General features: G+C 46.6%; 20 protein-coding genes and 1 pseudogene. 6 read left to right on the plus strand and 15 right to left on the minus strand.

Features of this window, described 5'->3' with window-relative positions; all coding sequences use genetic code 11:
• Nucleotides 1-130: 130 nt before the first annotated feature.
• Nucleotides 131-469: a DUF4870 domain-containing protein gene (locus tag ACEN8J_RS19390; RefSeq protein ID WP_029515944.1), complete on the plus strand. Its 339-nt coding sequence runs from the start codon at nt 131-133 to the stop codon at nt 467-469.
• Nucleotides 470-653: 184 nt separating this feature from the next.
• Here ACEN8J_RS19390 and ACEN8J_RS19395 read toward each other — a convergent pair whose 3' ends face one another.
• Nucleotides 654-1,607: a sigma-70 family RNA polymerase sigma factor gene (locus ACEN8J_RS19395; RefSeq protein WP_165148148.1), complete on the minus strand. Its 954-nt coding sequence runs from the start codon at nt 1,605-1,607 to the stop codon at nt 654-656.
• 18 nt (nt 1,608-1,625) lie between these two features.
• Nucleotides 1,626-2,069, minus strand: a complete 444-nt coding sequence (locus ACEN8J_RS19400; protein ID WP_039270408.1) for a carboxymuconolactone decarboxylase family protein — start codon at nt 2,067-2,069, stop codon at nt 1,626-1,628.
• A gap of 151 nt (nt 2,070-2,220) precedes the next feature.
• Between ACEN8J_RS19400 and mscL the strand changes: the two genes are divergently transcribed.
• Nucleotides 2,221-2,715 (plus strand): large conductance mechanosensitive channel protein MscL, encoded by a 495-nt coding sequence (gene mscL, locus ACEN8J_RS19405; RefSeq protein WP_039270406.1) that lies wholly within the window; start codon nt 2,221-2,223, stop codon nt 2,713-2,715.
• 82 nt (nt 2,716-2,797) lie between these two features.
• Here the strand turns inward: mscL and ACEN8J_RS19410 are convergent, their stop codons facing one another.
• A complete protein-coding gene (locus ACEN8J_RS19410; protein ID WP_029515948.1) occupies nt 2,798-3,499 on the minus strand; it encodes a histidine phosphatase family protein in 702 nt (233 codons plus the stop codon).
• A 78-nt stretch (nt 3,500-3,577) separates the two neighbouring features.
• A complete protein-coding gene (locus tag ACEN8J_RS19415) occupies nt 3,578-3,871 on the minus strand; it encodes a hypothetical protein (protein WP_029515949.1) in 294 nt (97 codons plus the stop codon).
• 172 nt (nt 3,872-4,043) lie between these two features.
• Between ACEN8J_RS19415 and ACEN8J_RS19420 the strand changes: the two genes are divergently transcribed.
• Nucleotides 4,044-4,676 carry an NUDIX hydrolase gene (locus ACEN8J_RS19420; protein ID WP_029515950.1) on the plus strand — a complete coding sequence of 211 codons (633 nt, stop codon included), beginning with the start codon at nt 4,044-4,046 and terminating at the stop codon, nt 4,674-4,676.
• Between the two features lie 7 nt (nt 4,677-4,683).
• On the opposite strand, the gene ACEN8J_RS19425 is transcribed toward ACEN8J_RS19420, so the two are convergent.
• Both ACEN8J_RS19425 and ACEN8J_RS19430 read right to left on the minus strand, forming a co-directional pair.
• Nucleotides 4,684-5,472: a TrmB family transcriptional regulator gene (locus ACEN8J_RS19425; protein WP_029515951.1), complete on the minus strand. Its 789-nt coding sequence runs from the start codon at nt 5,470-5,472 to the stop codon at nt 4,684-4,686.
• 65 nt (nt 5,473-5,537) lie between these two features.
• A complete protein-coding gene (locus tag ACEN8J_RS19430) occupies nt 5,538-6,389 on the minus strand; it encodes a zinc ribbon domain-containing protein (protein ID WP_029515952.1) in 852 nt (283 codons plus the stop codon).
• A 310-nt stretch (nt 6,390-6,699) separates the two neighbouring features.
• On the opposite strand from ACEN8J_RS19430, the gene ACEN8J_RS19435 reads away from it, so the two are divergent.
• Complete coding sequence (locus tag ACEN8J_RS19435) at nt 6,700-9,126, plus strand: UvrD-helicase domain-containing protein (protein ID WP_495593864.1); 2,427 nt, start codon at nt 6,700-6,702, stop codon at nt 9,124-9,126.
• Between the two features lie 179 nt (nt 9,127-9,305).
• Here ACEN8J_RS19435 and ACEN8J_RS19440 read toward each other — a convergent pair.
• A pseudogene (locus ACEN8J_RS19440) lies at nt 9,306-9,547 on the minus strand (tRNA-binding protein); the annotation flags it as partial.
• Nucleotides 9,543-10,448 (minus strand): DMT family transporter, encoded by a 906-nt coding sequence (locus ACEN8J_RS19445; protein ID WP_340931270.1) that lies wholly within the window; start codon nt 10,446-10,448, stop codon nt 9,543-9,545. The gene ACEN8J_RS19445 and the pseudogene ACEN8J_RS19440, both read right to left, overlap by 5 nt.
• Before the next feature lie 157 nt (nt 10,449-10,605).
• On the opposite strand from ACEN8J_RS19445, the gene ACEN8J_RS19450 reads away from it, so the two are divergent.
• On the plus strand, nt 10,606-11,499 hold the full coding sequence (locus tag ACEN8J_RS19450; RefSeq protein WP_495593865.1) for an AraC family transcriptional regulator: 894 nt from the start codon (nt 10,606-10,608) through the stop codon (nt 11,497-11,499).
• A 99-nt stretch (nt 11,500-11,598) separates the two neighbouring features.
• Here the strand turns inward: ACEN8J_RS19450 and ACEN8J_RS19455 are convergent, their stop codons facing one another.
• Nucleotides 11,599-12,393, minus strand: coding sequence for a GNAT family N-acetyltransferase (locus ACEN8J_RS19455; RefSeq protein WP_165148136.1), 795 nt, complete (start codon nt 12,391-12,393; stop codon nt 11,599-11,601).
• Nucleotides 12,394-12,842: 449 nt separating this feature from the next.
• Here ACEN8J_RS19455 and ACEN8J_RS19460 point away from each other — a divergent pair, with 449 nt between their 5' ends.
• The gene (locus tag ACEN8J_RS19460; protein ID WP_342425600.1) at nt 12,843-14,765 is read left to right on the plus strand and encodes a glycosyl hydrolase; all 1,923 of its coding nucleotides are present in this window, start codon (nt 12,843-12,845) and stop codon (nt 14,763-14,765) included.
• A 259-nt stretch (nt 14,766-15,024) separates the two neighbouring features.
• Here the strand turns inward: ACEN8J_RS19460 and ACEN8J_RS19465 are convergent, their stop codons facing one another.
• The 6 genes from ACEN8J_RS19465 to ACEN8J_RS19490 form a co-directional block, all read right to left on the minus strand.
• A complete protein-coding gene (locus ACEN8J_RS19465) occupies nt 15,025-16,704 on the minus strand; it encodes an ABC transporter substrate-binding protein (RefSeq protein WP_342425599.1) in 1,680 nt (559 codons plus the stop codon).
• 42 nt (nt 16,705-16,746) lie between these two features.
• Nucleotides 16,747-17,685 (minus strand): carbohydrate ABC transporter permease, encoded by a 939-nt coding sequence (locus ACEN8J_RS19470; protein WP_029515959.1) that lies wholly within the window; start codon nt 17,683-17,685, stop codon nt 16,747-16,749.
• Nucleotides 17,686-17,699: 14 nt separating this feature from the next.
• Entirely contained in the window at nt 17,700-18,656 is a 957-nt protein-coding gene (locus tag ACEN8J_RS19475) for an ABC transporter permease (protein ID WP_029515960.1), read from the minus strand.
• 87 nt (nt 18,657-18,743) lie between these two features.
• Entirely contained in the window at nt 18,744-20,294 is a 1,551-nt protein-coding gene (locus ACEN8J_RS19480; RefSeq protein ID WP_495593866.1) for a response regulator, read from the minus strand.
• Nucleotides 20,287-22,071 carry a sensor histidine kinase gene (locus tag ACEN8J_RS19485; protein ID WP_495593867.1) on the minus strand — a complete coding sequence of 595 codons (1,785 nt, stop codon included), beginning with the start codon at nt 22,069-22,071 and terminating at the stop codon, nt 20,287-20,289. The genes ACEN8J_RS19480 and ACEN8J_RS19485 overlap by 8 nt, the downstream gene beginning before the upstream one ends.
• A gap of 121 nt (nt 22,072-22,192) precedes the next feature.
• On the minus strand, nt 22,193-24,376 hold the full coding sequence (locus ACEN8J_RS19490) for an alpha-galactosidase (protein WP_495593868.1): 2,184 nt from the start codon (nt 24,374-24,376) through the stop codon (nt 22,193-22,195).
• Between the last annotated feature and the right edge of the window lie 60 nt (nt 24,377-24,436).

The raw sequence follows: 24,436 nt of genomic DNA on the forward strand, positions 1-24,436 counted from the left end.
CTTGACCGCTTATCCTTTGTGTAGAGCCAATTTTTTTACCGTGATCGGGCATATCCTTCAATCCTGTCCTCATAGCTTGTATAGTACGGAGACTTAGCTTGAATCTTTTATAAAGGAGGATATGCCTGACATGTCAGTCTATAAGTCTTCCACAGGATTGGATGAAAATATAGCAGCTGTCCTGTGCTATTTGTTCGCCTTTATTGGCGCGCTGGCCTTTGTCATGCTGGAAAAGAAAAGCCGATTCGTATTATTTCACGCACTGCAATCCATACTTCTTTTTGTAGCCCTCATGATCGGACATGTGCTGGTAGGATTCATCCCCCTACTCGGTCCTTTCTTCGCTTCCCTGCTAACGCTGGCAGGCCTTGCCTTGTGGATTATCTTGTTAATTCGTGCGGGACAAGGAAAGTGGCTCAAGCTTCCCTGGATAGGCGATCTGGCTCTTCATCAAGCCCGGCAGTTATGAAAACAGCAAAAAACCTTGATCCTAAGCAAGGAATCAAGGTTTTTTATGTTTGGGCAGTTCAATTTTTTACACTAGCTTCTTCTGTCCTATCAGGATTTTGAAAAATTCGATTCCAGTCGCTCCGGAGTGCAAGATATAGACGAACTAAACCATTTCGATCTATATCTTATTCATTGGAAGTCGCTTATGGGATTTTTGCAAAATCCTCGTCTATATGGATGTGTCCCAGCTTATCTGGATTAACCATTAAATAAAAATTCTGAATATGCTCCCCGTCCGGTGTCAGTATGAGACATAAGGTTTCTCTCACTTTTCCGTCTTCCAGAAATGCCAGCTGGACCTCGCCATTGATGACGGTATGGAACACATCTCTTTCTCGTAAAACGGTTAATACCCGACGAGAAGTCAACAGGGCAAGAACACCTTTGCGTACAACCATCGGCTTCATCACCGTATGCACATTACCTCCGCCATCTGACACAAATACAGGTTGTTCAGCCAGTAGTTCCAGCATAGCAGTCACATCGTAGGCAAGAAAAGCTGTTGTAAAACGTTCTAGTAGTTTTATTCGGGATGAGTTATTCACATTGCGACTGGACTGAGCCTCAAGAGCAGATTCTCCGGAAGATAGAATACGACGGGAGCGACTGAACAACTGACGACAGTTGCTCTCCGTCTTCCCCAGCAATTCCGCAATATCTTTGTAATCATATTGAAAAGCTTCCCTCAGCACAAAAACAGCCCGCTCTATCGGCTTTAGCTGCTCCAGCAAAACCAGAAAAGCGTAAGATATCATATCTTTACGCTCTAACCAATCCGCAGGGAGATCTGCGCTTTCACCCAACGGCTCCGGCAGCCACTGTCCTACATATGTCTCTCTTTGCTTACGTGCAGAGTTCAGTAGATTCAGGCACCGATTCATCGTCATTTTGGCCACATAGGCTTTGGGATTGTGTATATTATCCAGGGGCTTATCCTTCAGCTCGACAAAGCAGTCTTGAACGACATCCTCGGCATCTGTAACCGTTCCAAGCATGCGATAAGCAATGGCAAAAGAATATTTGCGATATTTCTGATACAGCTCTTCCAGACTTACATCCACCGATTCTTGTTCAATTCTATGTTCTTTGCCAGACAAAGCATAGCCCCCTGTTCATTAAAGAATGCCCGGATACATGCCCGTTGCAATTGCAATCCGGTTCCAACTGTTAATCACGTTAACTGCGGTTATCAAATCTACGTATTCTTCCTCGGTAAAATGCTCTCTGACCCGATTATACAAATCTGTAGGTACCCCTTGTTCTGAGATACGAGTAACCGCTTCGGCTAATTCAAGCATAACACGTTCTTTTTCCGTGAACAAAGGAACCTCCCGCCATAAGGCTAGCTGCAAAATGTGGTCAGCATAATCCCCCAGCTTGAGCAGATCCTTCGCATGCATATCCAGACAATAGGAACATCCATTGATTTGGGATACTCTAATTTTCAGTAGTTCGTACAATACTTTGTCTGTAAAACGACCGGAAATATATTTCTCCATCTCCATCATCGCCTTGAACGTACTAGGACTCACTGTTCTGTGATTGAATCTTAAACTCACGATACATCGCCTCCATTATTGGTTTACATATAGAAGACAAATGAACATGTGATTTTGTGACAAAGTGCAATACATCAATTGGGAATTGCCCTCAATTGACATAGCATGTATTATAGATAAATGATTTTATGCAAAGAAGGTGAGCACTCACATGAGCGGAAAAGGTATTATAAAAGAATTTAAGGAATTCGCTGTACGGGGTAACGTGATTGACCTTGCGGTCGGTGTTATCATCGGTGGAGCGTTTGGCAAAATTGTCACTTCTGTGGTAAACGATATTATTATGCCTCCGATTGGTAAGCTTCTGGGAGGTATGAATTTTCCAGATTTGTATGTAGCTTTACAAGCTGCTGAGCCTTTAAATGGTGACGGTACACGCAAGACTTTGGCACAGGCCAAAGAAGCAGGGATCGCGGTCCTCGCCTATGGTCAGTTCATTAACGTCCTGCTGGACTTTCTGATCGTGGCCTTCTGTGTGTTCATGCTGGTCAAAGGGATTAACATGCTGAAACGCAAAGAGGAAGAAAAACCTCCTCAGGAAAAAACGATCAAGGAATGTCCACATTGCCTATCCGAAATTCCTGTAGCCGCTACCCGTTGCGCACATTGCACTTCCAAGCTGGAAGGGTACGTGGAAGCACGCTGACTCAACCCACTTATATGACTACAATAAACGGCTTAAGACGCTCTATCGTCTTAAGCCGTTTTGGCATGTATGGAAAATTCAATTAGTTGAAATTGGTGATAATGCCACGGGGTCTAACGGGCAAGCCCTCAGCGTACAGATGGGAAACATCACCGAAGCCGATGCAACGGGGAACTGCCCATTCTTGGGAGCGCTCATCAAACAAGATCGTGGTTACGGAGCTAGGCGGCATCCAAAAACCGGACCAGACCAAGGCCAATGGCAACTCCAACAGATGAGCAAGCCAGGTCAGCCCGAAGCCGCCATGACAAAATACCGCCACCTGATCTTCAGTGTGCTTCAGAATCCGGTACCTGCCCTCCACCCGCTCAAAGCCTTGCCGTTTCAGGAACTCATCGGAATGAAGCTTCAGCCGCTCGAAGGTTTCAGGGCTTTGCGTTCCCTGATAATAGGAAATCTCCTGCCAAGAGTCATGAGTCGGCAGGGGCAACTCGGAACGGATCACTTCACCAGGCAAATCCCAATGGGAAAGACGGCCGTATGGGGTTTCCTCCAGCTTTAGAGCCAGCTCCTGCGTCCAGTGTTCTACTTCATGAGTCATACCCAGAGAGTCGGCGGTGTAGCGCATCGTATCCAAAGCCCTCCCCAAAGGAGAGGCATAAATTCGATCCAGTCCGTGACTGGAAAGCCGCTTGGCTAGTGCCTGGGCTTCCAAATGCCCCTCCGGCGTTATGGTGTTGTTGGGGTAATCGGGGTCTGCGTGTCGGATAATATACAATCTCATCATTGTTCTCCGTTCCTATGAATGGCGACAGGATCGCTTTATCTCATTTCATCGATTAGTTCTCCTGGTCTTTAACGTTTAACGTTTATTCAGCAAAGTTTCCAAAATCGCGCGCAAATCCCTATCTTCCTGGTAGACTTCCTCACCCGTATCCAGCTCAATAACCCGGATATATGTATAATTGGCTCTGACATCGACTGGTTTAAAAATCAATTCCTCCGGATTGTCTGGGCGGACATCATAGCCCATATTTTTGAACATATCCGTGATTTGATCAATCCCCGGCTTGCCCCCGCTTTCCAGCATAATCAACCCGCGAAGTTCCTTGGGTTCCTCCGGATGCATGACTCGAAAATGTACTATACATTCCATGTAAAATCGCTCCTTTCAATCATAAATCTATGTGATGTTTCAAATCCTTATGTTCCCAGCATACCCCAAATGCCACTCCACATTCCACACCCGCCTTCATATCGTTAGGACAGAAAACACGTTATACTGTAAAGTAGACCTTTGATTTCTGCTTACTATAGGAGGAACCACGATGAATAGCGAGCTTCTGGATATCTACGACGATGAAGACAACCCCCTTGGCACAGCCTCCCGACGAGACGCACATGCCAAGGGATACTGGCACCATACCTTTCACTGCTGGCTAGCACGAGACACTTCTACAGGCCGTCGCTTGCTATTCCAACAGCGTCAGGATACGAAGGATACCTTCCCCGGATGCTACGATATTACAGCAGCCGGTCATTTGACGGCAGGCGAAGATATGTCTCAGGCGGCTCGCGAGCTGGAGGAAGAACTGGGCATTCATGTTCCCTTTACCTCATTAACACCGCTGATGACCGTTCGGTATGAAAGCAAAGGTACCGCCCAGGGCACCTCTTTTTGGGATCGGGAGGTTAGCTCGGTGTTTGGACTGCTATCGAACCAGCCATTGGAAGCTTATCATCTCCAGCAAGAAGAAGTAGCCGGACTGTACGAAGCGGATCTTGACCAAGCACTGGCCCTTTTTGAAGGCTATATTCCCTTTATCGAAGCCCAAGGCATTACGTCAGGGCCGAACCCAGAAAAAACTCGCCGCCTGATCACATCGGATCAATTCGTGCCTCATAAGGCGGGCTATATTACATCTATATGCCGGGCACTGATGGAACTTCCTACCCGGTAATCTTTAGCTATTCCCCAGCTGACATATATTTGCCGATAATGCCTTCATACCGCCAGCCATACCGGGTCGACAGTTCTCTGCCCATATCATGCTCCAGCTCATACAGAATAAGATCCTGAGCAAAATGATTAAGCAGCAGGCCTGTCATTACCGGATGCTCGGTAATAAGCGCCTGTGTCGGGCAATTCTCTCCCCGCATACCCAGCATGCACCAACGCCGATCAATAACAAAAGAAAACTTACGCCCTGCTGGTTCCTGTCCGTCTGTACCAGACCTAAGCGGTAACCACGGTCCCATCATGCTTTCTCCGTTATCGCAGGACCAGAGCAGACGCACACCTCGACTCTCGGCTTTCTCCAACTCTGTCCGCAGCAGTTCGGCTTCCTCGCGCCACAAGTCCAACACAATCTCATGCTCTGCCCGTTCCAACTCACGGGTCAGACTTTCCAGTACCTTCCGATCGCCTTCCGCATTATAAAAGGTCGGCTTGGTTGGTTCTGTTCGTGGCATTTCTTTCTCCACTGCACGTAGAGACTCCTGCATTTGTCCTTCGATCATCCGGGTCAATTCAGCCGGTGGCAGCATGCTGTAACGTACAGGCTCTCCCGCACTGGTTCTGAGGTATCCCTGCCCGGCCAAACGCTGTAAAGCCGCGTACACGTTGGAGCGTGATGCACCCAGACGCTTAGCCACTTCATAGCCGGAAGCCGCATTTTGCCTCGAAAGCTCGACCATAACCTTGGCTTCCATTTCCGTAAAACCCAGATTCCGCAGATGATGCAGCAAACGCTCCATATATTCTGTTCCCCCTATGCTGCCCGGCGTTATGTCTGTGTCCTGCAGCAGCCTGTTCGGCTGCGTTAAATCTGTTCAGCTCCGCAACGCGGGCACCACTTGGACCCTTTGGGTAGTTCTGCGGTGCAGATTTGGCATTTTACATTTTCACGTACTTGTGCAGACGGCGTTGCCGGTTTCTCAGCCCCGGAGTTGTTGGCCTTCCAATATCGAATCCGCTCGTCCAGCTCCTCCTGACGCTCACGCTCACGTGCCAATTCTTCAAGACGACGGTGTTCTTTTTCCAGATCTTCCTGACGACGGCGCTCCCACTCAGCGTCGAATGCCGCTTTTTCCTCCGGTGTAAAATCAGACACTGTATAATCGCGGTCTAGTCCCGCTGGTTCGTGTGTTTCATACCGCTCATCCTGTTCCTGTTCATGTCGATCGACTACTTCATGTTCTGCATACTCCGTGTAAGCAGGCGCAGCATCCTTCGCTACCTCTGGCTTGCGCAGATCAAAAGAATAGACGTCCGTTGGCACCTCTTCACGCACAGCAGCTACTTGTTTGGAAGCAGCCTGTCCTTCATTGAGCTTGCGTCCGCATTTAGGGCAAAAGTTCGCATCCAGAGGCACAACCGCTCCACAGGTGCATAAATGAGCGTTCTTCAATTCTGCAATTCTACTGCGCAGCTCGTCAATTTCATCCTGAAGCTCATCACAAGCAGTGGATAGCTGTGTCATCTCGGTTTCTGCCACCGACATGTCGGATGCGCGATAACCTTCGTAAAAGATTTGACCCATTCGCAAGAAATGAACATCCATTTCCTGCTGGATCGTTGTAATTTGTGAATTGATCTTACTAATCTCGACAGCATGCTGCGCCTTTTCTGTTGCGCGATTAGCGCCTTCCTTTATACGTTGAATCAGCTTCATCGTTATTTCCTCCCCATATCCAGCCGGATTTCACTGTACCGTCCGTATATCCCAAAGTTTTTTTCTGTTGGCAAACCTCGAACTCCTGTATAATGGAATGCGGTCATATCGCCTGTTTGAAGGCTATAGGCATTGGCGTCAACGTATTGACGTTCTGACGCTTCGGCAAGATCCGCATGAATTTCAGCATTATTTTAGTCCATCGCCTTGTTCTTATCGTCAGCTAAAGCTGACTAGAACTCTATCATACCAAAAACTACCCCCATTTGTGAAAATGGAAGATTTTAAGAACGAAAGGGGTTTCAGGATTATGGACCCAAATCCTTCTTTTTACCCCCGACCCATCGGGGTTCCTTATTCAACGTCGAGCCCTCAGGCACGTCGTGCTTCCATGGATACCAGTATGACGCTGGTACCCGATACCGACCAAGACTCGGCCTATTTCCGTGCTTTAGAGAACGCCGGCATTCACCTGAACCGCCCGCAGATTCAGGCCGTCCGCCACGGCAAAGGCCCCCTACTGACCCTTGCAGGGGCTGGCTGCGGCAAAACCACAGTGCTGGCTGCCCGCGCAGGCTACCTGATGGCGATTCGGGATGTCCCTGCATCGTCCATTCTGCTGGTGACCTTCACCAGCAAGGCAGCTGCCGAAATGAAACTGCGCATCGCGGGATTACCCGGTGTGCGCCCTGCCGCTGCACGTGCAGTTCAGGCACGCACGTTTCACTCATTCGCTTTGGCGATGCTGCGGCATCGCGGCGTGCAAGATGAAGTGTTCGGTGAAACGCAGGCCCAGCATACCGTCATGAAAATGATGCTGCGGCAGCTTGGGCTCAGCGAAGCTTTCCAGCCGGAAAGCCTGCTGTCTGCCCTCTCCGCCTGGAAAGCGGAAGGCCGCAGCGCGGACGAGCTGCCGGAAACCGTGCGCGAGGAATCGGATGCCAAGCGTGCCATGCTCGCTTATGAAGCGTGGAAACAGGAGCGCAATAAAATGGATTTTGACGATATTCTGCTGCGTGCCTCCGCACTACTGCGTGACCCGGATGTGCTTCAGCCGCTTCAGCGACGTTTTTCACATATCATGGTCGATGAATTTCAGGATACGAATGCCCTCCAATATGAGATGGTGCAGCGGTTGGCTGCCCGACATCGCAATCTGATGGTTGTGGGGGATGATGACCAGACGATCTATACCTTTAATGGGGCACGCCAGGAATCTATTCTGGAGTTTGACAAGGTCTATAAGGATGCAAAGGTCATTACTCTGGATATTAATTATCGCAGCGATGCGCGGATTTTGGGGCTGGGCTCTAACATTGTCGCCAAAAATGTTCATCGACGCTCCAAACGTCTTGCGGCTGCCGGGCGTGAGGGCTTGCCGCCACAGTTTGCCACCCCATCTGGGCCTGAGGAAGAGGCGGGACATATTGTTACTCATCTGCTCGGGCAGGTAGAAGAAGGTCGTCTTCGCTACCGGGATATCGCTATTTTGCACCGGACAGCCAGCGGAAGCCGATCTATTTTTGAGCAATTAATTATGCGGGATGTCCCATTTATTCAGTACGGAGCAGGGGCTGTATTTTATGACCAGTCCCTGATTCGTCCTTTAATGGATCACCTGCGCTTGTCGCTAAATCCCCGACGTATGGAATCCATTCCGAGCACCCTTGGGCCGCTGTACGTCTCGCGTGAGGCTGGGATGGAATGGATTATGCGCGAGGAGAAACAGCAGGCTAAAAAATACCCGCTGATTCATCTCAGCCGCTGGGATCGACTACGTGATTTTCAGCGTGAACAAGTGAAAGAGCGTATTCGTCTGATTCGCAGTCTCACTACCATGAAACCTGCCTATGCCATTCAAGAAATGCGGCGCGTCTTTTATGACAAATATTTGGAAAGTGGAGATACGGGCGCGTGGACTCATTATAAGGAAACGATGCAAGAAAGTCTGGAGGAGCTCGAAACGGCAGCCAAGCGGTTTGACACTGTGGAGGCGTTCGTCAGCTTTGCGGACGAGCTTTCCGAGCGTCACCGCCAAATGGAATCGCTGCGCAGAGAGGAAGACAGCGATGCTGTTCGGCTCATGACGATCCACCGCGCCAAGGGATTGGAATTCCCTTGCGTATATTGGATCGGAGCCAGCGAAGGCATTCTGCCGCACAGCTCGGCGCTGCACAGCGAGCTGCCGGAGGATCGGCGGGCAGGCGCCGCCCCAACTACAGCTGTGGATAACGATGCAGCGCTTGAAGAAGAGCGCCGCCTCGCTTACGTGGCCGTCACCCGGGCGAAGGAGTTGCTATACATCACCTCCCCCGCCTCTAATCATGGCAAGCCTGCCGCCGTGTCACGCTTCCTGCTGGAAGCCTATGGGGTCACCCCTGAGGCTTCCAAGCCAGAAACACGCCGCAGTAGCTTTGGCCAAGCGAAGGGTGCTTCCGGGTATGGCAGCCGTGCTGGCGCTGGATCGCCAGCGTCTGGCACAGCGACCCGTGTGAGCAGCAGGCCGGGACCAGGCAGCGCTACGGCACGGACAACCTCGTCGGTGGCAGGGTCTCCGGCGGAGCCACGCATCAGCGTGCCCGTGTGGAAATGTACCGACGGCGCTTGCAAAGCGTGGATGCGTCGCGACACAACAAGCGGACGCCGTACAAGCGCGGCTAGCACAAGCACGCCGCCAGTGTGCCCGCTCTGCGCCTCCCCGATGACAGAGGGGACACGCAGCATCCCAGCCAGATAGGGATACGGCGTATAGCTGGTATGGAGAATTGTGCAGACCAATAATAAATCAAATAAAATTTGGACAGACCAAATAAAAAAGTGGCAGACTAGGACTTAAAAATAAAGCCCTAGCCTGCCACTATCTGTTTTAACTTGCTATTGAACGATCATGTCCTGTTAGATTATCCAAGCGTTCTATCACCCAATAGGTGTTCCATCAGGTAGTTTGATATCTGGTTTCAATAGAATCACATCCCCCTTTTCGGGTATTCCTCCAAGAACCAATACCTCTGAGTTAAAGCCTGCTATCCGTCGAGGTGGAAAGTTGACTACACCTATAATTTGTTCCCCTATAATATCTTCAGCCACATATCTTTCTGTAATTTGCGCACTCGAAGTTTTTACACCGATATCTTGCCAAAATCAATTTCAAATTTAATATTTTGCAACTGTAGTATACTTTAAAGATTTTGCCCAAAAATACATTCCCATACCGAATAAAGTCATGATTCCACCTATGAATTGAAATGCAGAAATGATTTCTCCCAAGAATAAGTAGGCGAGGATTATGGCAAGAACAGGCTCTCCAATAATACCAACTGAGACCGTAGTTGCACCCATTGATTTCAACAACAGATTAAAAATATATTGTCCAAAAATAGTTGGGATTACTGCAAGTAACAAGAAATACATCCATTCCGACGAGTCATATTCAATCAAGGAATAATGATTCAACAAATTGTAGACCAGCATGACGCTGCCACCAATAAAAAAAACAATAACACTATATAAATTTGCATTTATTTTGTGACTTACTTTCTGTCCTGCCAACATATATGCTGAAACCAAAATTGTTCCCAATAAAGATAATCCATCTCCGATCAATGCCTCTCTCGAAATCCCTATGTCTCCCCAAGCAATAATGATTGAACCGACAAGAGCGGCGATCAAACAAAGTATGGTTAATATGTTGGTTCGGTCTCTGAACATAAAGTATGAACCCATCATTACAAATAAAGGCTGTAAAGATAAGATGACCATGGAGCTCGCAACTGAGGTATATACTAAAGATTCCATCCAGAGTAAGAAATGTAACCCGAGAAAAAGACCGGCTATGAAAACGGTAATCCAATCTTTTTTGTTCATTTCTAAGGTACGGAACATTTTCCAAGGTACAAAAGGAAGCATTATGAGTACTGACATATACAATCTGTACATCCCAGCCACAGAGGTTGGAGTATCTGAAGATTTGATCATGATGGATGAGATAGAGACAGACAGTATGCTGATTAAAAGCAAAATATACGGATGAAACGGTAACGACGATTGATTTATTTTCACATGTACGCCTCCAAGAGGTCTTATCCAATCGCCTGTGCACAGGATTGTAATGATAAGCCGAAGATCTGGTATAATAATATCACCACTTTTATTTATTTTGTGTAACTATATCTTTAATTTATATAGAAATATCGTCATCAGAAAGGACCTCGCTAAAATGGAAAAACAATTGCATGAGACCATTCTATATCCCGATGTTTCATTTCCATACATCATGTACACCCATACTATTCATGCAAGTAGTCCTGAAGGTAGAGGATTTAACGATCTACATTGGCATGAGGAACTACAAATCACTTTGGTTACCAAAGGGAAGCTAGTAATCCAAGTTAACGGGATTGATCATGAATTAGAAACAGGTCAGGCCATTTTAATTAATAAAGGTGTTCTTCACGTTACTACGCACCTTACACATAACGGCCAATATGTCAGTTTTAATTTCCCGGAGAAGCTGCTGGCCTTTTATGCAGATAGTGCGATGGAAAAAAACTATGTACTGCCTTATACAAACTCTCTCTTATTGTCATTAGTAATCAAAGGAGATGTTGAATGGCAAATTCAAATACTGCAAATGCTTTGGGATATGAAAGAGAAATTTGATATAAAAAAAAACTGGGGGTGGGAATATGAGGTTTCTATTAAAACAGTACAATTATGGTTCATCATAATTTCTAACATTTCGCTTTCTTCGGAGGAAGCACCTAAACACATGAAACTGCAACAGGAAAGACTTCAATTGATGCTCAGCTTTATCCATCAAAACTATTCAGACAATATAACACTGCAAGAAATTGCTGAAGTAGCACATTTAAGTATTTCGGAATGCACTCGTAGTTTTAAGAGAACCATTCATATGACACCTTACGACTATTTAATTAAGTACCGTATCAAGAAAAGCAGCGAGTTATTAATTTCAACAGATTCTACAATAACTGAAATAGCCCACAGAGTGGGGTTCAATCATGTAAATCACTTCATTCAGTCTTTTAAAAAACATCATGAAAGAACACCTAAAGATTTCCGGAAATTTAGAAATGAAATCAAGGATTAAGGGCTATTTCTTTTCTGGTTGCGTGATACCGCTCTAATACCAACAGTCACCTATATTCCGTTGTACTTCTCAATCGGCGCGCGACAGCGGCCTAATTCGTCAATCAATAGATAGCTTAAAATCAACAATAGTTTGCTCAGCCGTGATCTCATAGCCTAAGCCCTCGTAAAGATATACAGCGGCTTGGTTCTCCTTCAGTACTCCCAGGTAGATATCTGATGAAAGTGATCTGCCCAGTTTTGTAAGTTGGCTCGTCAAGTGCTTTGCTAGGCCTTTCCCTCTGTGGGTAGGGCTTGTGTATATGTTTCCGAGCTCAACGAGTTTAGAATCATAAAAGTGGAAGCCGCCCACGGCAATAAAATGACCACATTCCTTTATCCCAAGGAAAGGATATTGTTCGAGTTCGCTCCTCGTAAAAAATTTCATGCCGCCATTTCGTAATAAATCCACTATATCTGAAAGGTCATTTTCCTTAACTAGCTCAGCCCAGTTTGAATCGAGCAGTTTCGATTGATCCATATGCTTCATTGTTAAAAAACGTTGTGGGTTACCCAATATAAGACCATGAGATTGAAAAAGTTCAAGGTCACGATTACAGAGGATTGTACCACAAACAGTATTTTTCTTAAGTTGAATGATTTCCTCAGTAAAAGTAATAAGAGCTGGAAAGTTAAGTTTCTCGCGATTTATGCAATGGAAAGAAAAAGCAGGGAAGGATAGCCCCCAAAAGTATGCTAAGACCGCCGTCAGCTTGTCGTCTATATATTGACCAACAAATTTAGCCTGCTCCTTACGTTGACTTAAATAGCTATAGAATAACAAGTGTTGGTCTCTATTAATCTGGTCAGTTAATTGACTAATTGTTTCGTAGGTAAGCAATCGATGAGAAATCATTTATTAGTCCCTTTCATTAGTCATACTTTTCCTATGCGTGGAATACCTACTGGCATGATACCACAAATTGAAACTATTCTTCCCGCTTATTCCATATAGCCTTAAAAAATATTGGGTTATACATTTCTATAAAGATAAATTGTTTGCCGCCCGAGTATAAAAATCCATAATTTAAGGATGATTTTTCCCGAAATTCATTGTATGGTTCCTGCCTCGCGTCTAATTTATGATGAAATTAAAGAGAGGTGAGGCACCGAAAAAATTAATGACAAATATTGAAAACGCATACAAATGAAGAAGGAATGTTTAAAAGTGCAAGCTGGTCCTTAATCACCTGTCATCGATTACTTCAAAGTGTACTTAATATGTACACACTTATGAAAGCGTTTTCTGTACGATGCGTTGCAGATTAACTAAGGCGTTAACATCTAATTCAAGGAGTGAGTCATATGCCAGACCCATGGAAAAAAAGGTTTCTCAGTATTCTCAGTTTTGTTCTCTTATCCTTTTTGTTGGTATCTCTCAGTTTAATTCCAAGCCTAGCAAAAGCAGAATCAGCTCACTTGGTCACTGACGGTAGCCCCTTTCCTATAGTCGTCAGCTCCAAAAATGCAATTCTTCAAGGTTACGGGGTAGAAAAACGGGATATACCCTATACCGGCGATACGCTTTATAAAGGCGATGGCTATGTATCCTTCTTTTATGACTATGACCCAAACTCAGGAAAGTCTGACGGGACGGCTACGTTTAAAGTGAACGTGCCTACAGCAGGTCTTTATAGGCTGAGCCTCGGCTACTACATTCCGGCGGACACCGGCTCCAAGGATACCAGCATCAAGGTCAATGGCACAATGGCTGAAAACGTAACGCTGGCTGCTCCTCCGAAAGGTGCGGCGGTGAACGAGAAAATGGTAACTAAGATCATGCTGAATGCTGGCACAAACGAGCTGACTTTTTCAAGAGGCTGGGGATATTACGGGATCGAGTATGTGAAGGTTGAATTCGCCAATCTGCCTGCTGCCATAAGCAAAATGGAAGCCGAAGAAGGAGCCATTACTGGTGAGGTCAGCATCGAAGCTGCTGATACGGGTTATTCCGGTACCGGTTACGCAGCCTTTAAAGGCACAGGGTCGTTAACCTTTGCCTATAACGCAGCCTCAAGCGGGCTTTACAATCTTGCAATCGGTTACAGTAACCCCAATGGAGACAAAAAGACTCAATTGGTGGTCAATGGCCAGACCAGCGAAACATCACTCCCGACAACAGCAAGCTACACAGAGGTATCTGGCGGTAAACTGATGCTGAGTGCGGGAAACAATACCATACAGTTCAATGTCGATTCGGACCAATATCATATCGACTACGTCAAGCTGTCAGCAGTGTCCCCCCCGAAATTGCATCAGATTGAGAAAAAGCCAGTAAACCCGAATGCGACTGCGGAAACCAAGGCACTTATGGGTTATCTCGTCGATAGTTACGGCAGCAATATTCTTTCCGGTCAGCACACTCTTGAGGATGCCCAGTGGATTAAAGACCAAACTGGAAAGTATCCTGCGATGTTATCAACGGACATGATGGATTATTCCCCCTCTCGCATCGAACATGGCGCCACCTCAACTGAAGTGGAAAAGGCGATTCAATGGGCCAAAGAAGGTGGAATTGTCACATTCGCATGGCACTGGAATGCTCCTAAGGGACTGCATGATATTCCCGGCAAAGAATGGTGGCGCGGGTTTTACAAGGACGCTACTACATTCGACGTTCAATATGCGCTCACTCATCCCGAGTCGGAAGAGTATCAGCTTATCCTAAGGGATATCGATGCTATTGCTGCTCAGTTGAAACGTCTCCAAGACGCTCACGTTCCGGTGCTGTGGAGACCGCTGCACGAGGCGGAGGGCAAATGGTTCTGGTGGGGCGCCCAAGGGCCAGACTCCGCCAAGCAACTGTACCATATCATGTACGACCGCCTAACAAACTACCATCACCTGAACAACCTGATCTGGGTATGGAACTCCGAGAGCCCCGAGTGGTATCCGGGAGACGATGTCATCGATATTGTAAGTGTGGATATCTACAACCAGGCGGCTAATTATAGCCCAAGTATCGGCAAGTATGACAGCTTGGTGAATCTCGTGCAAGGCAAGAAGCTGGTTGGTCTGTCCGAAAACGGTCCGATTGGCGATCCTGAATTATTTCAAACATATTCAGCGCATTGGCTCTTTTTCACCACATGGACAGGCGACTTCATCCGCAACGGACAATATAACTCCCTGGATCATCTCATAAAAGTGTTCAACAGCGATTACGTGATCACGAGGGATGAGCTTCCCCAAGACCTATTTACTTCGTCCAAGAATGAAGCGGAGTAAATTACTTTAAACGTATCCGTAACTATACCGTCCCATCCAGCGTCGTAAAGTAACGAAGTAGTCTTCCTCTAACAAACAGCGGCCGCCTCTGAAAATAACCAGGGTAGCCGCTGTTTATTTGTACCTCAAATGCTCCATATTTCTATTCTCCCGTTTCGTTAATGTAGCTACTTTTCTAACCAAGAGAACATTATGAAAAAGGACCGTCTCCTCTCCGGCAGGAAAGTGGAAACGGCCCCGTTCTTTTATGCGAAACGAGTTAGTTCGTGGACCACAGCTTAATTCGGTCTTGGATATGCTTGGTAAAGGATTGTTCCATTTCTTGCACTCCAGCTTTCTCTAGTTCTGCCATATAGGCATCCCAAACCTTGTCGAAGTTTTCCGGTTTAGTCATGACAGCTTCCGGAATTCGTTTCCATGTAATATCCTTCATCTTGGCTCCAAGAATAACAGCCGGATCGTCATTGGGAAGAGACATTGTATATGCTGCTCCGTATGCTCTAGGCGGAAATTCCTCTTCCTTCGGGAATAGATCTTTCCAGTGCTCGATCTTATAAGCCTTAAGAACTTCCTTCTCCGACTTATTGTAAGTCGCTGTCAGCAGTTCTGGATAACTACGAGTGAAATAGTTGCCGGTTGAGTCCTCGATGCCATCACCATAATGGACCGACAAGTTCCAATATAGGCCGATTCCAGACTCTTTTTGGAAAGCCGCATTGTCATTGTTTATCCGTTCAAGTACAGCCGGAGTAATCGTCCGTTTGCCGTCTTTCATCGTGTAATGCTTTCCTTCAATTCCCCAGTTATTCAGGACTTGCCCCTCTTCCGATGCTAGAAAGTCGAGAAACTGGATAGCGCGTACCGGATCCTTGCATTTGCTAGAGATTGAGATTCCGTACCCCCCATCAAAACCAGGCAGCCAGAAGTTGGTATCCTTGTACTCCTTGCTCATGGTAACTGGATAATGACCGTAAGTCTGATCGAATTTGCCCTCCGCCTTCAGCGCATTTTGTCCGTCGCCATAGTCCCATTCCGGATCGGCCAGGCCCAGTACGCGACCTGAAGCCACTTTCGCTTTAAACTGGTCAGTCTTTTGCACAAAGCTTTCCGGATCAAGTAATCCAATGGCATTCATGTGATTCAACCAGCGAAAATATTCTTTTTCTTCCGGTCGACGGAAATGATAAGTCGCTTGGTGTGTTTTTTGATCGATGTAGTATTCACCATCGTCTGGTCCCCCTGTTGTTTGGAATCCTGAGTTCGTTACCTGGTACATATGCCAATCGTCCGCATTTAGGGACAGTCCGATATTTTTGTTGCCATTTTCATCCGTCGGATGCTTGGTTAGATAGTCCTTAATGACTTTTTCAAAATCCTGTACCGTACGAATGTCTGGGTATCCCGCTTCCTTGACGACACGGTGTTGGAGTTTAAATCCTACGTCGGGTTTGATTTTTTTCTCTTCGACAGCAGACCAAGTTGGAATCACATAGATTGATGGGTCGTCCAAACTGTACTTTGTTCGAACAAGCTTGTCACCCAGCATTTTTTTGATGTTTGGTGCATGCTTGTCGATCAAATCCGTCAGATCAATGATTGCGCCAGCATCGACAAGTTTGCCAACATCCGCCTTAGCAGCGATTAAATCAGGATAGTTTCCTGTGGCAGCAATCAATGAAATCTTTTGGACCGGGTCACCGACAGCGAATTCAGCATCAAGGGTTACTCCCGTTTTTTCAGCGATGACCTTACCGACTTCATCCTTCATGCTATTCCAGTTTGTGCTGGAGTCTTCCGAGAAATAAGTAAGCGTGATGTCACCCGTTGTTACGGCCTTGGTAGCCTCGGACGGATTATTACCGCTGCACCCTGCAAGGGTCGCCACTAAAGTCAGTGACATTACGAAAGATACGATCATTCTGTTTTTTCTTGACTTCATGGAGCGAAACCTCCCTGTATAATGAATGTTTGCTGCTTCGTTTTAGCTTTTTACCGCTCCAAGCGTCATACCTTTAACAAAATACTTTTGTAGAAAAGGATAGACGATAAGAATCGGGACTGTAACAATGATGGTGATTGCCATTTTGACCGATTCCGGAGACACTTGTGCCATACGCTCAGCCATATTGGCAGCATCCTGAGAATTGGTTGCGCTCGTTGTAGTACTCTGCAAAATTTTCATCAATTCATATTGCAGGGTCGTCAACGATTCGTTAGACCCATTAAACAGATAAGTATCGAACCAAGAGTTCCATTGCCCTACTGCCAAGAAGAGCGCTACGGTCGCTAATGCTGGTTTGCAAAGAGGAAGAATAACGCGCCAATATATCGTGAAATCGTTGGCACCATCTAGCTTAGCTGATTCTTGCAACGCATAAGGCAGACCATCAATGAAGGAACGAATAATGAAGACATTAAACGCACTTACAAGGCCGGGTAAAATATAGACGGCAAATGTATCAATCAAATGCAATTCCTTCATCAAGATAAAACCTGGGATTAATCCCCCGGAAACATACATGGTGACGGCAAGAAAGATTGAGATGAACCTTCGAGCTTGAAAGTCACTTCGTGCAAGCGTATACGCAAGCATCGAACCGCTGGCCAAGCCCGCTACGGTGCCAATGACGGTCCGCAGAAAGGATATCTTGAATCCAGTGATTAACCCCTCATAGGTGAAAATCAAATCGTAATTCTTCAACGTAAATTGTCTTGGCCAGATGGTGATTCCCCCTCTAATGGTATCTACCGAATCATTAAAAGAGATAGCCAGTACATTTAAGAACGGATAGATTGTTAGAACGGTTACCACAATCATGAAAAGATAAACAACGACTTCTAAGATTCGATCTTGTGGTGATTTCGCCTTAAGCCAGTTGTTTAATCGGCCGACTGGCGTACTGCTTTTGACAGCCTCCATGTCCTTTATCCTCCCTACATAATACTCTCGTTGGTATAGCGCTTAAAGATTCCGTTAGCCGCAAACAATAGGATCAGGCTTATCACCGAATTAAAGATATTAATTGCCGTTCCGAAAGAGTAACGTCCCATCGCCAGACCATAATTAAGCGCATACAAATCAAGTACTTCAGAGTAATCAATGACCAGGTGATTGCCCAGCAAAAATTGTTTCTCGAATCCCGTACCGAGCAAATGACCAATAGACATAATCAGGAGGATGATAATGGTCGGCCGGATCCCTGGCAGCGTGATATGCCACATTTGCCGGAATCGGCTAGCGCCGTCGACCCGCGCAGCCTCGTATAATTCAGGACCAATACCGGCGATGGCAGCCAGATAAATAATGGCGTTCCAACCTGTTTCCTTCCAGATGTCTCCGAAGGTTACAACCCACCAAAATAATTTACCTTGGGCCATAAACTGGATCGGCTGTTCGATGATGCCTAGACCCATGAACATATCATTCACGACACCGCCATCCGCTGAAAGCATTTTGGTGACAATGCCTGCAGCAACCACCCATGAAACAAAGTGCGGCAGATAAGATACCGTCTGAACAAATCGTTTTATAACCTGGATACGAACCTCGTTGAGCAGTAAAGCAAAGACAACCGGCACGATAAAACCGGCGATCAGTCCCATAAGACTCATAGCCAGCGTGTTCCGCAGCACTTGGTAGAAATGATCATCTCGGAACAAAGTACGAAAATGCTCCAAGCCCACCCACTTTTGCTCAAAAAAACTCAAACCGGGTTTATATTTTTGAAAGGCCATTGTCCAGCCCCATAGCGGCAAATACTGGAAGACAAAAACCCAAATAACAAACGGAATGGACATGTAGTAAAGATACCTCTGGCTTTTAAATACCTTCCAAGCATTCCTCTCCGTCTTTTTGTATGCCTTTTCCGAAACCACTGTTACCGCTTTCATTTTTTTCATCCCCTCTCTTAAAATCCATCATAAAACAGAGAGGAGTCCGCGCCCATACAACGGATTTCGGAAAAAATCATACACAAATTATGGATTTCTATATTCCGACGGTGAACGGCCTTCGTACCTTTTGAATTTGCTGTAAAAGTAGTTGACGCTTGTATAGCCCACGCTTTCAGCGACTTCGTATACTTTCATTCCCTGATCCAGCAGCTCCTTGGCCTTTTGGATGCGGACTCGGTCCAGATAGGTGTTGAAGTACTCCCCAGTCTTGTTCTTGAAAAGCTGGCCTAAATAGGCGGTACTGTAGTTTAGTAGTCCGGCTAGCGTTTCCAGCCTCAGATTGTCCGCATAATGCCTATGAATGAAGTCGATCATTTTCTTGAATTCCTGCTCCTTTCCACGGTGTTCGGAGTCTTTTCCCAATGCTAGTAGGAAACGGTGGGTCTCTTCCAAAAGATCATCTAGGTTATCATGCTGGTATATCCCATTCAAAAAGCGGGAAACTGCTTCCGTCTCTTTCAACTCAATGCAGAAACCCGCGGTCAGCTTGTGAATGACTGCATTGGACAGAAAGAAGAAGGATTCTTTAACAGATTTCTCATCTTGCCCCTGTTTGAGAAAAAATGCTGCCGCCTCTTTCAACAACGATAGTACTATAGCCTGGTTTCCTACCTCCAGACTGTAATACAGGCGGAAGATGAAATCCTCCATCATTTCTTCGGATTTATTGACGGACAATCGGGGAGAATCCAGCGAGGACGAAAAGAGAGGATACGGATCTATCAGTCGGTTCTTCTCGCTGAAAAAAGCTTGTTTTACTGCTTTCTGGGCCTTAAAAAAAGATTTGCAAATATCTTCGGGAACAGACACTCCCCCTCCGGTTGCAGCAACGAACCGTACATTACCCACGGCGTTACGAATCTCGTTATACAGACTTTCACGTCGTTTTCTCCCGCGCAGCAGCTCGTTGAGCAGAAGAACCGTATACGGGGGAATCACAGTTACAAGCCCCATCATCTGCCCTTCTATCTTTGGTTTTAACTCAATCGAAAGCCGATTTACCACATCGGCACGATCCACTTCAGAAACACGCGGGTAGACGACTACGACTTCATAGCTGGTCCACAACAAATCCGCTTCTTTTGCCTTACTTCTCAATTTGGCAGGATCCTCAGTTTTCTCTTGCGGGATGAGCAGGCTATGCAGGCAAAAATCACGACTCATAATCTCCCTCTCACGCCACTCTCCTTGAAGTCGCTCCTCTTCAATCCGCTCGCGTATCCGCTTTAAGTTGGCCGACATTTCAGCGACGTCCACCGGTTTAAGGAGATAGCCGACAACCCCGTATTTGATCGCTTGTTTGGCATACTCGAAGTCGGCATATCCACTGAGAATCATAAAATGCAAATGATGACCGTCAGATGTCAAGTGCTCAATCAACTGTAAACCATCCATAACCGGCATGCGGATATCGACAATTACGACATCGGGAGTCTTTTCCTCAATGACTTTCAATGCTTCTTTTCCATTAGCTGCCGCAGCAATAACGGTAAATCCGAGACTTTCCCATGGAATCAGCGTTTGAAGGCCTTGACGAAGCTTCGGTTCATCATCAACGATCACTACCTTAATCATTTGGATTCCCTCCAGGAATGAAAAACTGAATACAAGTGCCTTTCCCAGGCTCGCTCTCGATTTTTAAGGCACTAGAAGCCCCATACAGTAAGACGAGACGATCGTTTACGTTTCGCAATCCAATCCGCTGGACCTCCTGTTCATGTAGGGATGCAGCAAGCTCTTCCCGTACAAGAGCGAGACGATCGGCCGTGAAACCGGCCCCGTTATCACGTACCATAACTCGGACCCCCTCCAGGATTTCCTTTACTTTCACTTCAATGACAGCTCCTTCTGCTCGGTTATCCAGGCCATGCACAATAGAATTCTCCACCAAAGGTTGAATAATCAACGGCGGGACCAACATCTCCTCCAAATTCGGATCAACCGTTAAACGATAATTCAAACGGTCTTCATATCGAAACTTTTGAAGATCAAGATAACAGCTAACCCGCTCAAGTTCTTTGCGTAGCGGAATCTTATCATTACCAGCCTCCAGACTGCTGCGAAGCAACGTGCTCAGCTGCCATACTGCCTCAGCAATATCGTCCTGTTTGCGAATGTGGGCCTCCATTCTGATGGACTCCAACGAATTGAAGAGAAAGTGCGGGTTAATCTGGCTGGCCAGCATTTTAAATTTGATCTCGTTTTGTCTTTGCTCTACGAGATTTTTCTGACGATTCGTTTCTTGGACCTCCTGCACCAAATTGTTCACGCTGCTGACGAGCGCGTTAAATTGCCTTGATAGTATACCGACTTCATCTTTTCCGTCGATATGGAGAAATGTTTCCCATGAGCCCGCGCCAACTTTGGTCATATGTTTGCTCAAGCGGAGAAGCCTTCTGGATAATAGCGAAGCAGAAGCATAGATAAGTAAGACTGCAAACATCAGGCTGGCCGTGATCACGATTCCGCCAAGCCATATCACTTGATTGGCATCGCGGGTGATCTCTGAAATGGAAAAGATGGAAATGACGCGAAGTCCGTTCCAGCTGTTCTGTGGAATTAGATTTGCAATAACCACTTTTGACGCTTTTCCGTTGATGAACGTGTTGTAACTTCCTTCCTGATTAAAAAGTATATTTTCGTCAGCATGAATTTCGGAAAGATTCTTCCCGAACAACTTTACTTCATTAGACGCGACGATCTGATTTCGGTTATCTACGATCAAGGTAGGGAACGATTCCTGCTCTAGGATTGAATTTAATTGGCGCTTGTTTACATTCATGACCAGAACTCCTTTTCGCCCTAGTGAATCCACTGAGAATGAACGAATTAGACTGAGATAATCGGAACCGTCCCTCTCATCCTTGATTAAATCCCATCCGGCCAAACCTTTCTGATCTATAGCCTCCTTGTACCAATCTGCGGTTGTGATCGTATCGTCAGGCTGGATAAATTCCCAATTGTTAAGCGCTCCTGGATTAGCGACATAGACACGGATGCCGGATATCTCTTTGTACAACTGGAGGTAATCACGAATATCCGTATACTCCCGGTATGCATGGATGACTTCGATATCGCTTTCGTACTTTTGACTGGCCACCCTCTTCATCCGATTGTCATTGGTTAGCCGGTACGAGATGTCCAGTGGCACATTAATCAGTTCTTCTGTACGATTTCGGACCCTTTCAACATTGTTGGATACTTGCATAAAGGCGTCCTTAATGACAATATCTCGAAGCTTCCCAGTCAAAAACAGGCCGCATAACAGCAAGGGAAGAACGGCTACCGAAATGAATGTAAGTGTCATCTTCTTCCTCAGTTTCATGTCATTCATCATTCGTATAAAAAACAAGGCTTCCCCCCTCTCAGATCAGTGCGGCTGCTACGCGCAAAATGCCCCTTTTCATATAAAAAGGGGCATAACCTAATCGATTGTTTTTTCTCTTTTGGCAGTTTACTGTTGTACTGATCCTTTAGACCTTGCCGGACCTTATTGCCCGGAGCCTGAACCATCCACTTTCATAGTCTTTCTGTCTGTAGACAAGAGGAAGCCCCAACTTCATAAGCCTATCCCCCCCATGGATAGACTTTTGCCCGCTATTTCCTGACTGAACTTCATATTCGAGTTCTGGATTAAGTCCGTCAAGGCGGAGGGCTCGCCAAGGCGCGTTCGGGACAGCCATCACTTGGAAATAGTAGACGATGGCATCCTCTTGGTCTTCAGAAACAAACATCCAAGCCGACTCGTTATTTTCAAACGGACTCTTTAGGCGATACAAGTCACCCTTCTGTACTAAACCACGAATCTGCTTGTAGACTGCGATTTGGCGTTTGACCGTCTCTTTTTCCTCATCGGTGAATTTCGTGAGATCAAGCTCATATCCAAAATTCCCGGACATGGCTACATCACCTCGAAAATCAAGGGGCGTTATGCGTCCAACTTGATGGTTCGGAACTGCCGAGACATGCGCCCCGGTTGCGCTTACAGGATAGACAAGGCTAGTTCCATATTGAATCTTCAGGCGTTCCGCCGCATCGGTATTATCACTAGTCCAGACTTGAGGCATGTAGTAAAGCATGCCTGGATCAAAGCGTCCTCCGCCACTTGAACAGCTCTCGAAAAGAATATGCGGAAATTCAGTGGTGACGCGCTCCAATAACTCATACAATCCAAGAACATAGCGATGGGCAGTCTCGGATTGGCGTTCCGGCGGCAGAGCAGCGGAACCGATTTCCGTCAGGCAGCGGTTCATATCCCATTTCACGTAAGAAACCGGCACGCTGGAGAAAATGGCAGCCAGCGAATCGTAGATGAAATCGCGCACTTCCTTGCGAGTATAGTCCAGCACTAGTTGCCATCTGGCTTCGCTGCGCCTCCGTCCCGGAACGTGAAGGCACCAGTCCGGATGCTCCCGGTACAACTCACTGTCTGGAGAGATCATCTCTGGCTCAAACCAGAGCCCGAACTCAAGACCCAGCTGATTGATACGTTTCGCGACATCCGCAAGTCCGTCTGGGAGCTTCCGACGATCCTCGTACCAATCGCCAAGAGACGAATTGTCGGAATCTCGTTTTCCGAACCAACCGTCATCTAAGACAAATAGTTCGATGCCTAGCTCAGCCCCCTCTTTCGCGATCGATACCAACTTATCTGCATTGAAGTCAAAATAGGTAGCTTCCCAGTTGTTGACCAGAATAGGTCTTTCTTCGTCCCGATATTTCCCTCGGCAAAGTCGAGTCCGATACAAGCGATGATACGTCCGCGACATATCTCCCAGGCCTTGACCGGAGTAAACCATAACGGCTTCTGGCGTTTGGAAACTCCCCCCTGGGCTCAGTAACCACGAAAAGTCAAAGGAGTTCACGCCGATGTTAAACCGTGTGGAGCCAAATGAATCCATTTCTGCTCCCGCCTCAAAGCCCCCGCTATACACAAGGCTAAAGCCGAATGCCTCGCCATGGCTTTCCGTTGTCTCCCGAGTGACCAATGCAGTAAAAGGGTTGAGTTGATGGCTGCTCATGCCCCTTTTACTATCAATTCGGGTTTCACCTTGAAGAATTGGTTTGCGGGTAATATTCCCTTCCCGAGCCCATGCTCCCGAAAGATACATGAATTCCAAATCGCTTTTACCCGAAAAATCGACACTGGCACTTAGTGCACGAAGGAGCCTAAGATTCTTTTCCCCCGCATTACTCAAACGAGCCGAACGAGCGATTACGTTTCGATCCGCGAAAACGGTGTAAAGAAGAACCACTTTAAGACCTGAAAAGGCATCTTTTAATTCCAGTTCCAGCGTATCCGCTTCGTCTTCATTCTCGGTATATACGGCCGGAAGCCCGCTTAATGATGGCTTTCCCTTCATGATACGGTAACCATCGTACTTCAACTCCGTAATACGAGTTCCATCCTCAAGTTCTACCTGATACGCCGGGGTACGGAAGTCTCCACTCCCATACTGCGGATACTCTTGCGGAAGCCGATCCAATCCAGCCGTCGCAGAAGTGTGAGGCAATAGATCGGCCGTTGATTCGCGATGCTTCAGCCTATCTCCCCAGTATACATGCACAGGAAATCCATCCACAACCTGAATAATATAACTCATGCCCGACGACTGTAGATGAAACAGCCCCGTTTGCTCTTGAACAATGATACCCATTGGGAAAATAACCCCTCTCTTAGATAATAATCATCGGAGATCCACACCAAAAAGGCACTT

The sequence above is a fragment of the Paenibacillus sp. Paensp38 genome (genome assembly GCF_059491915.1).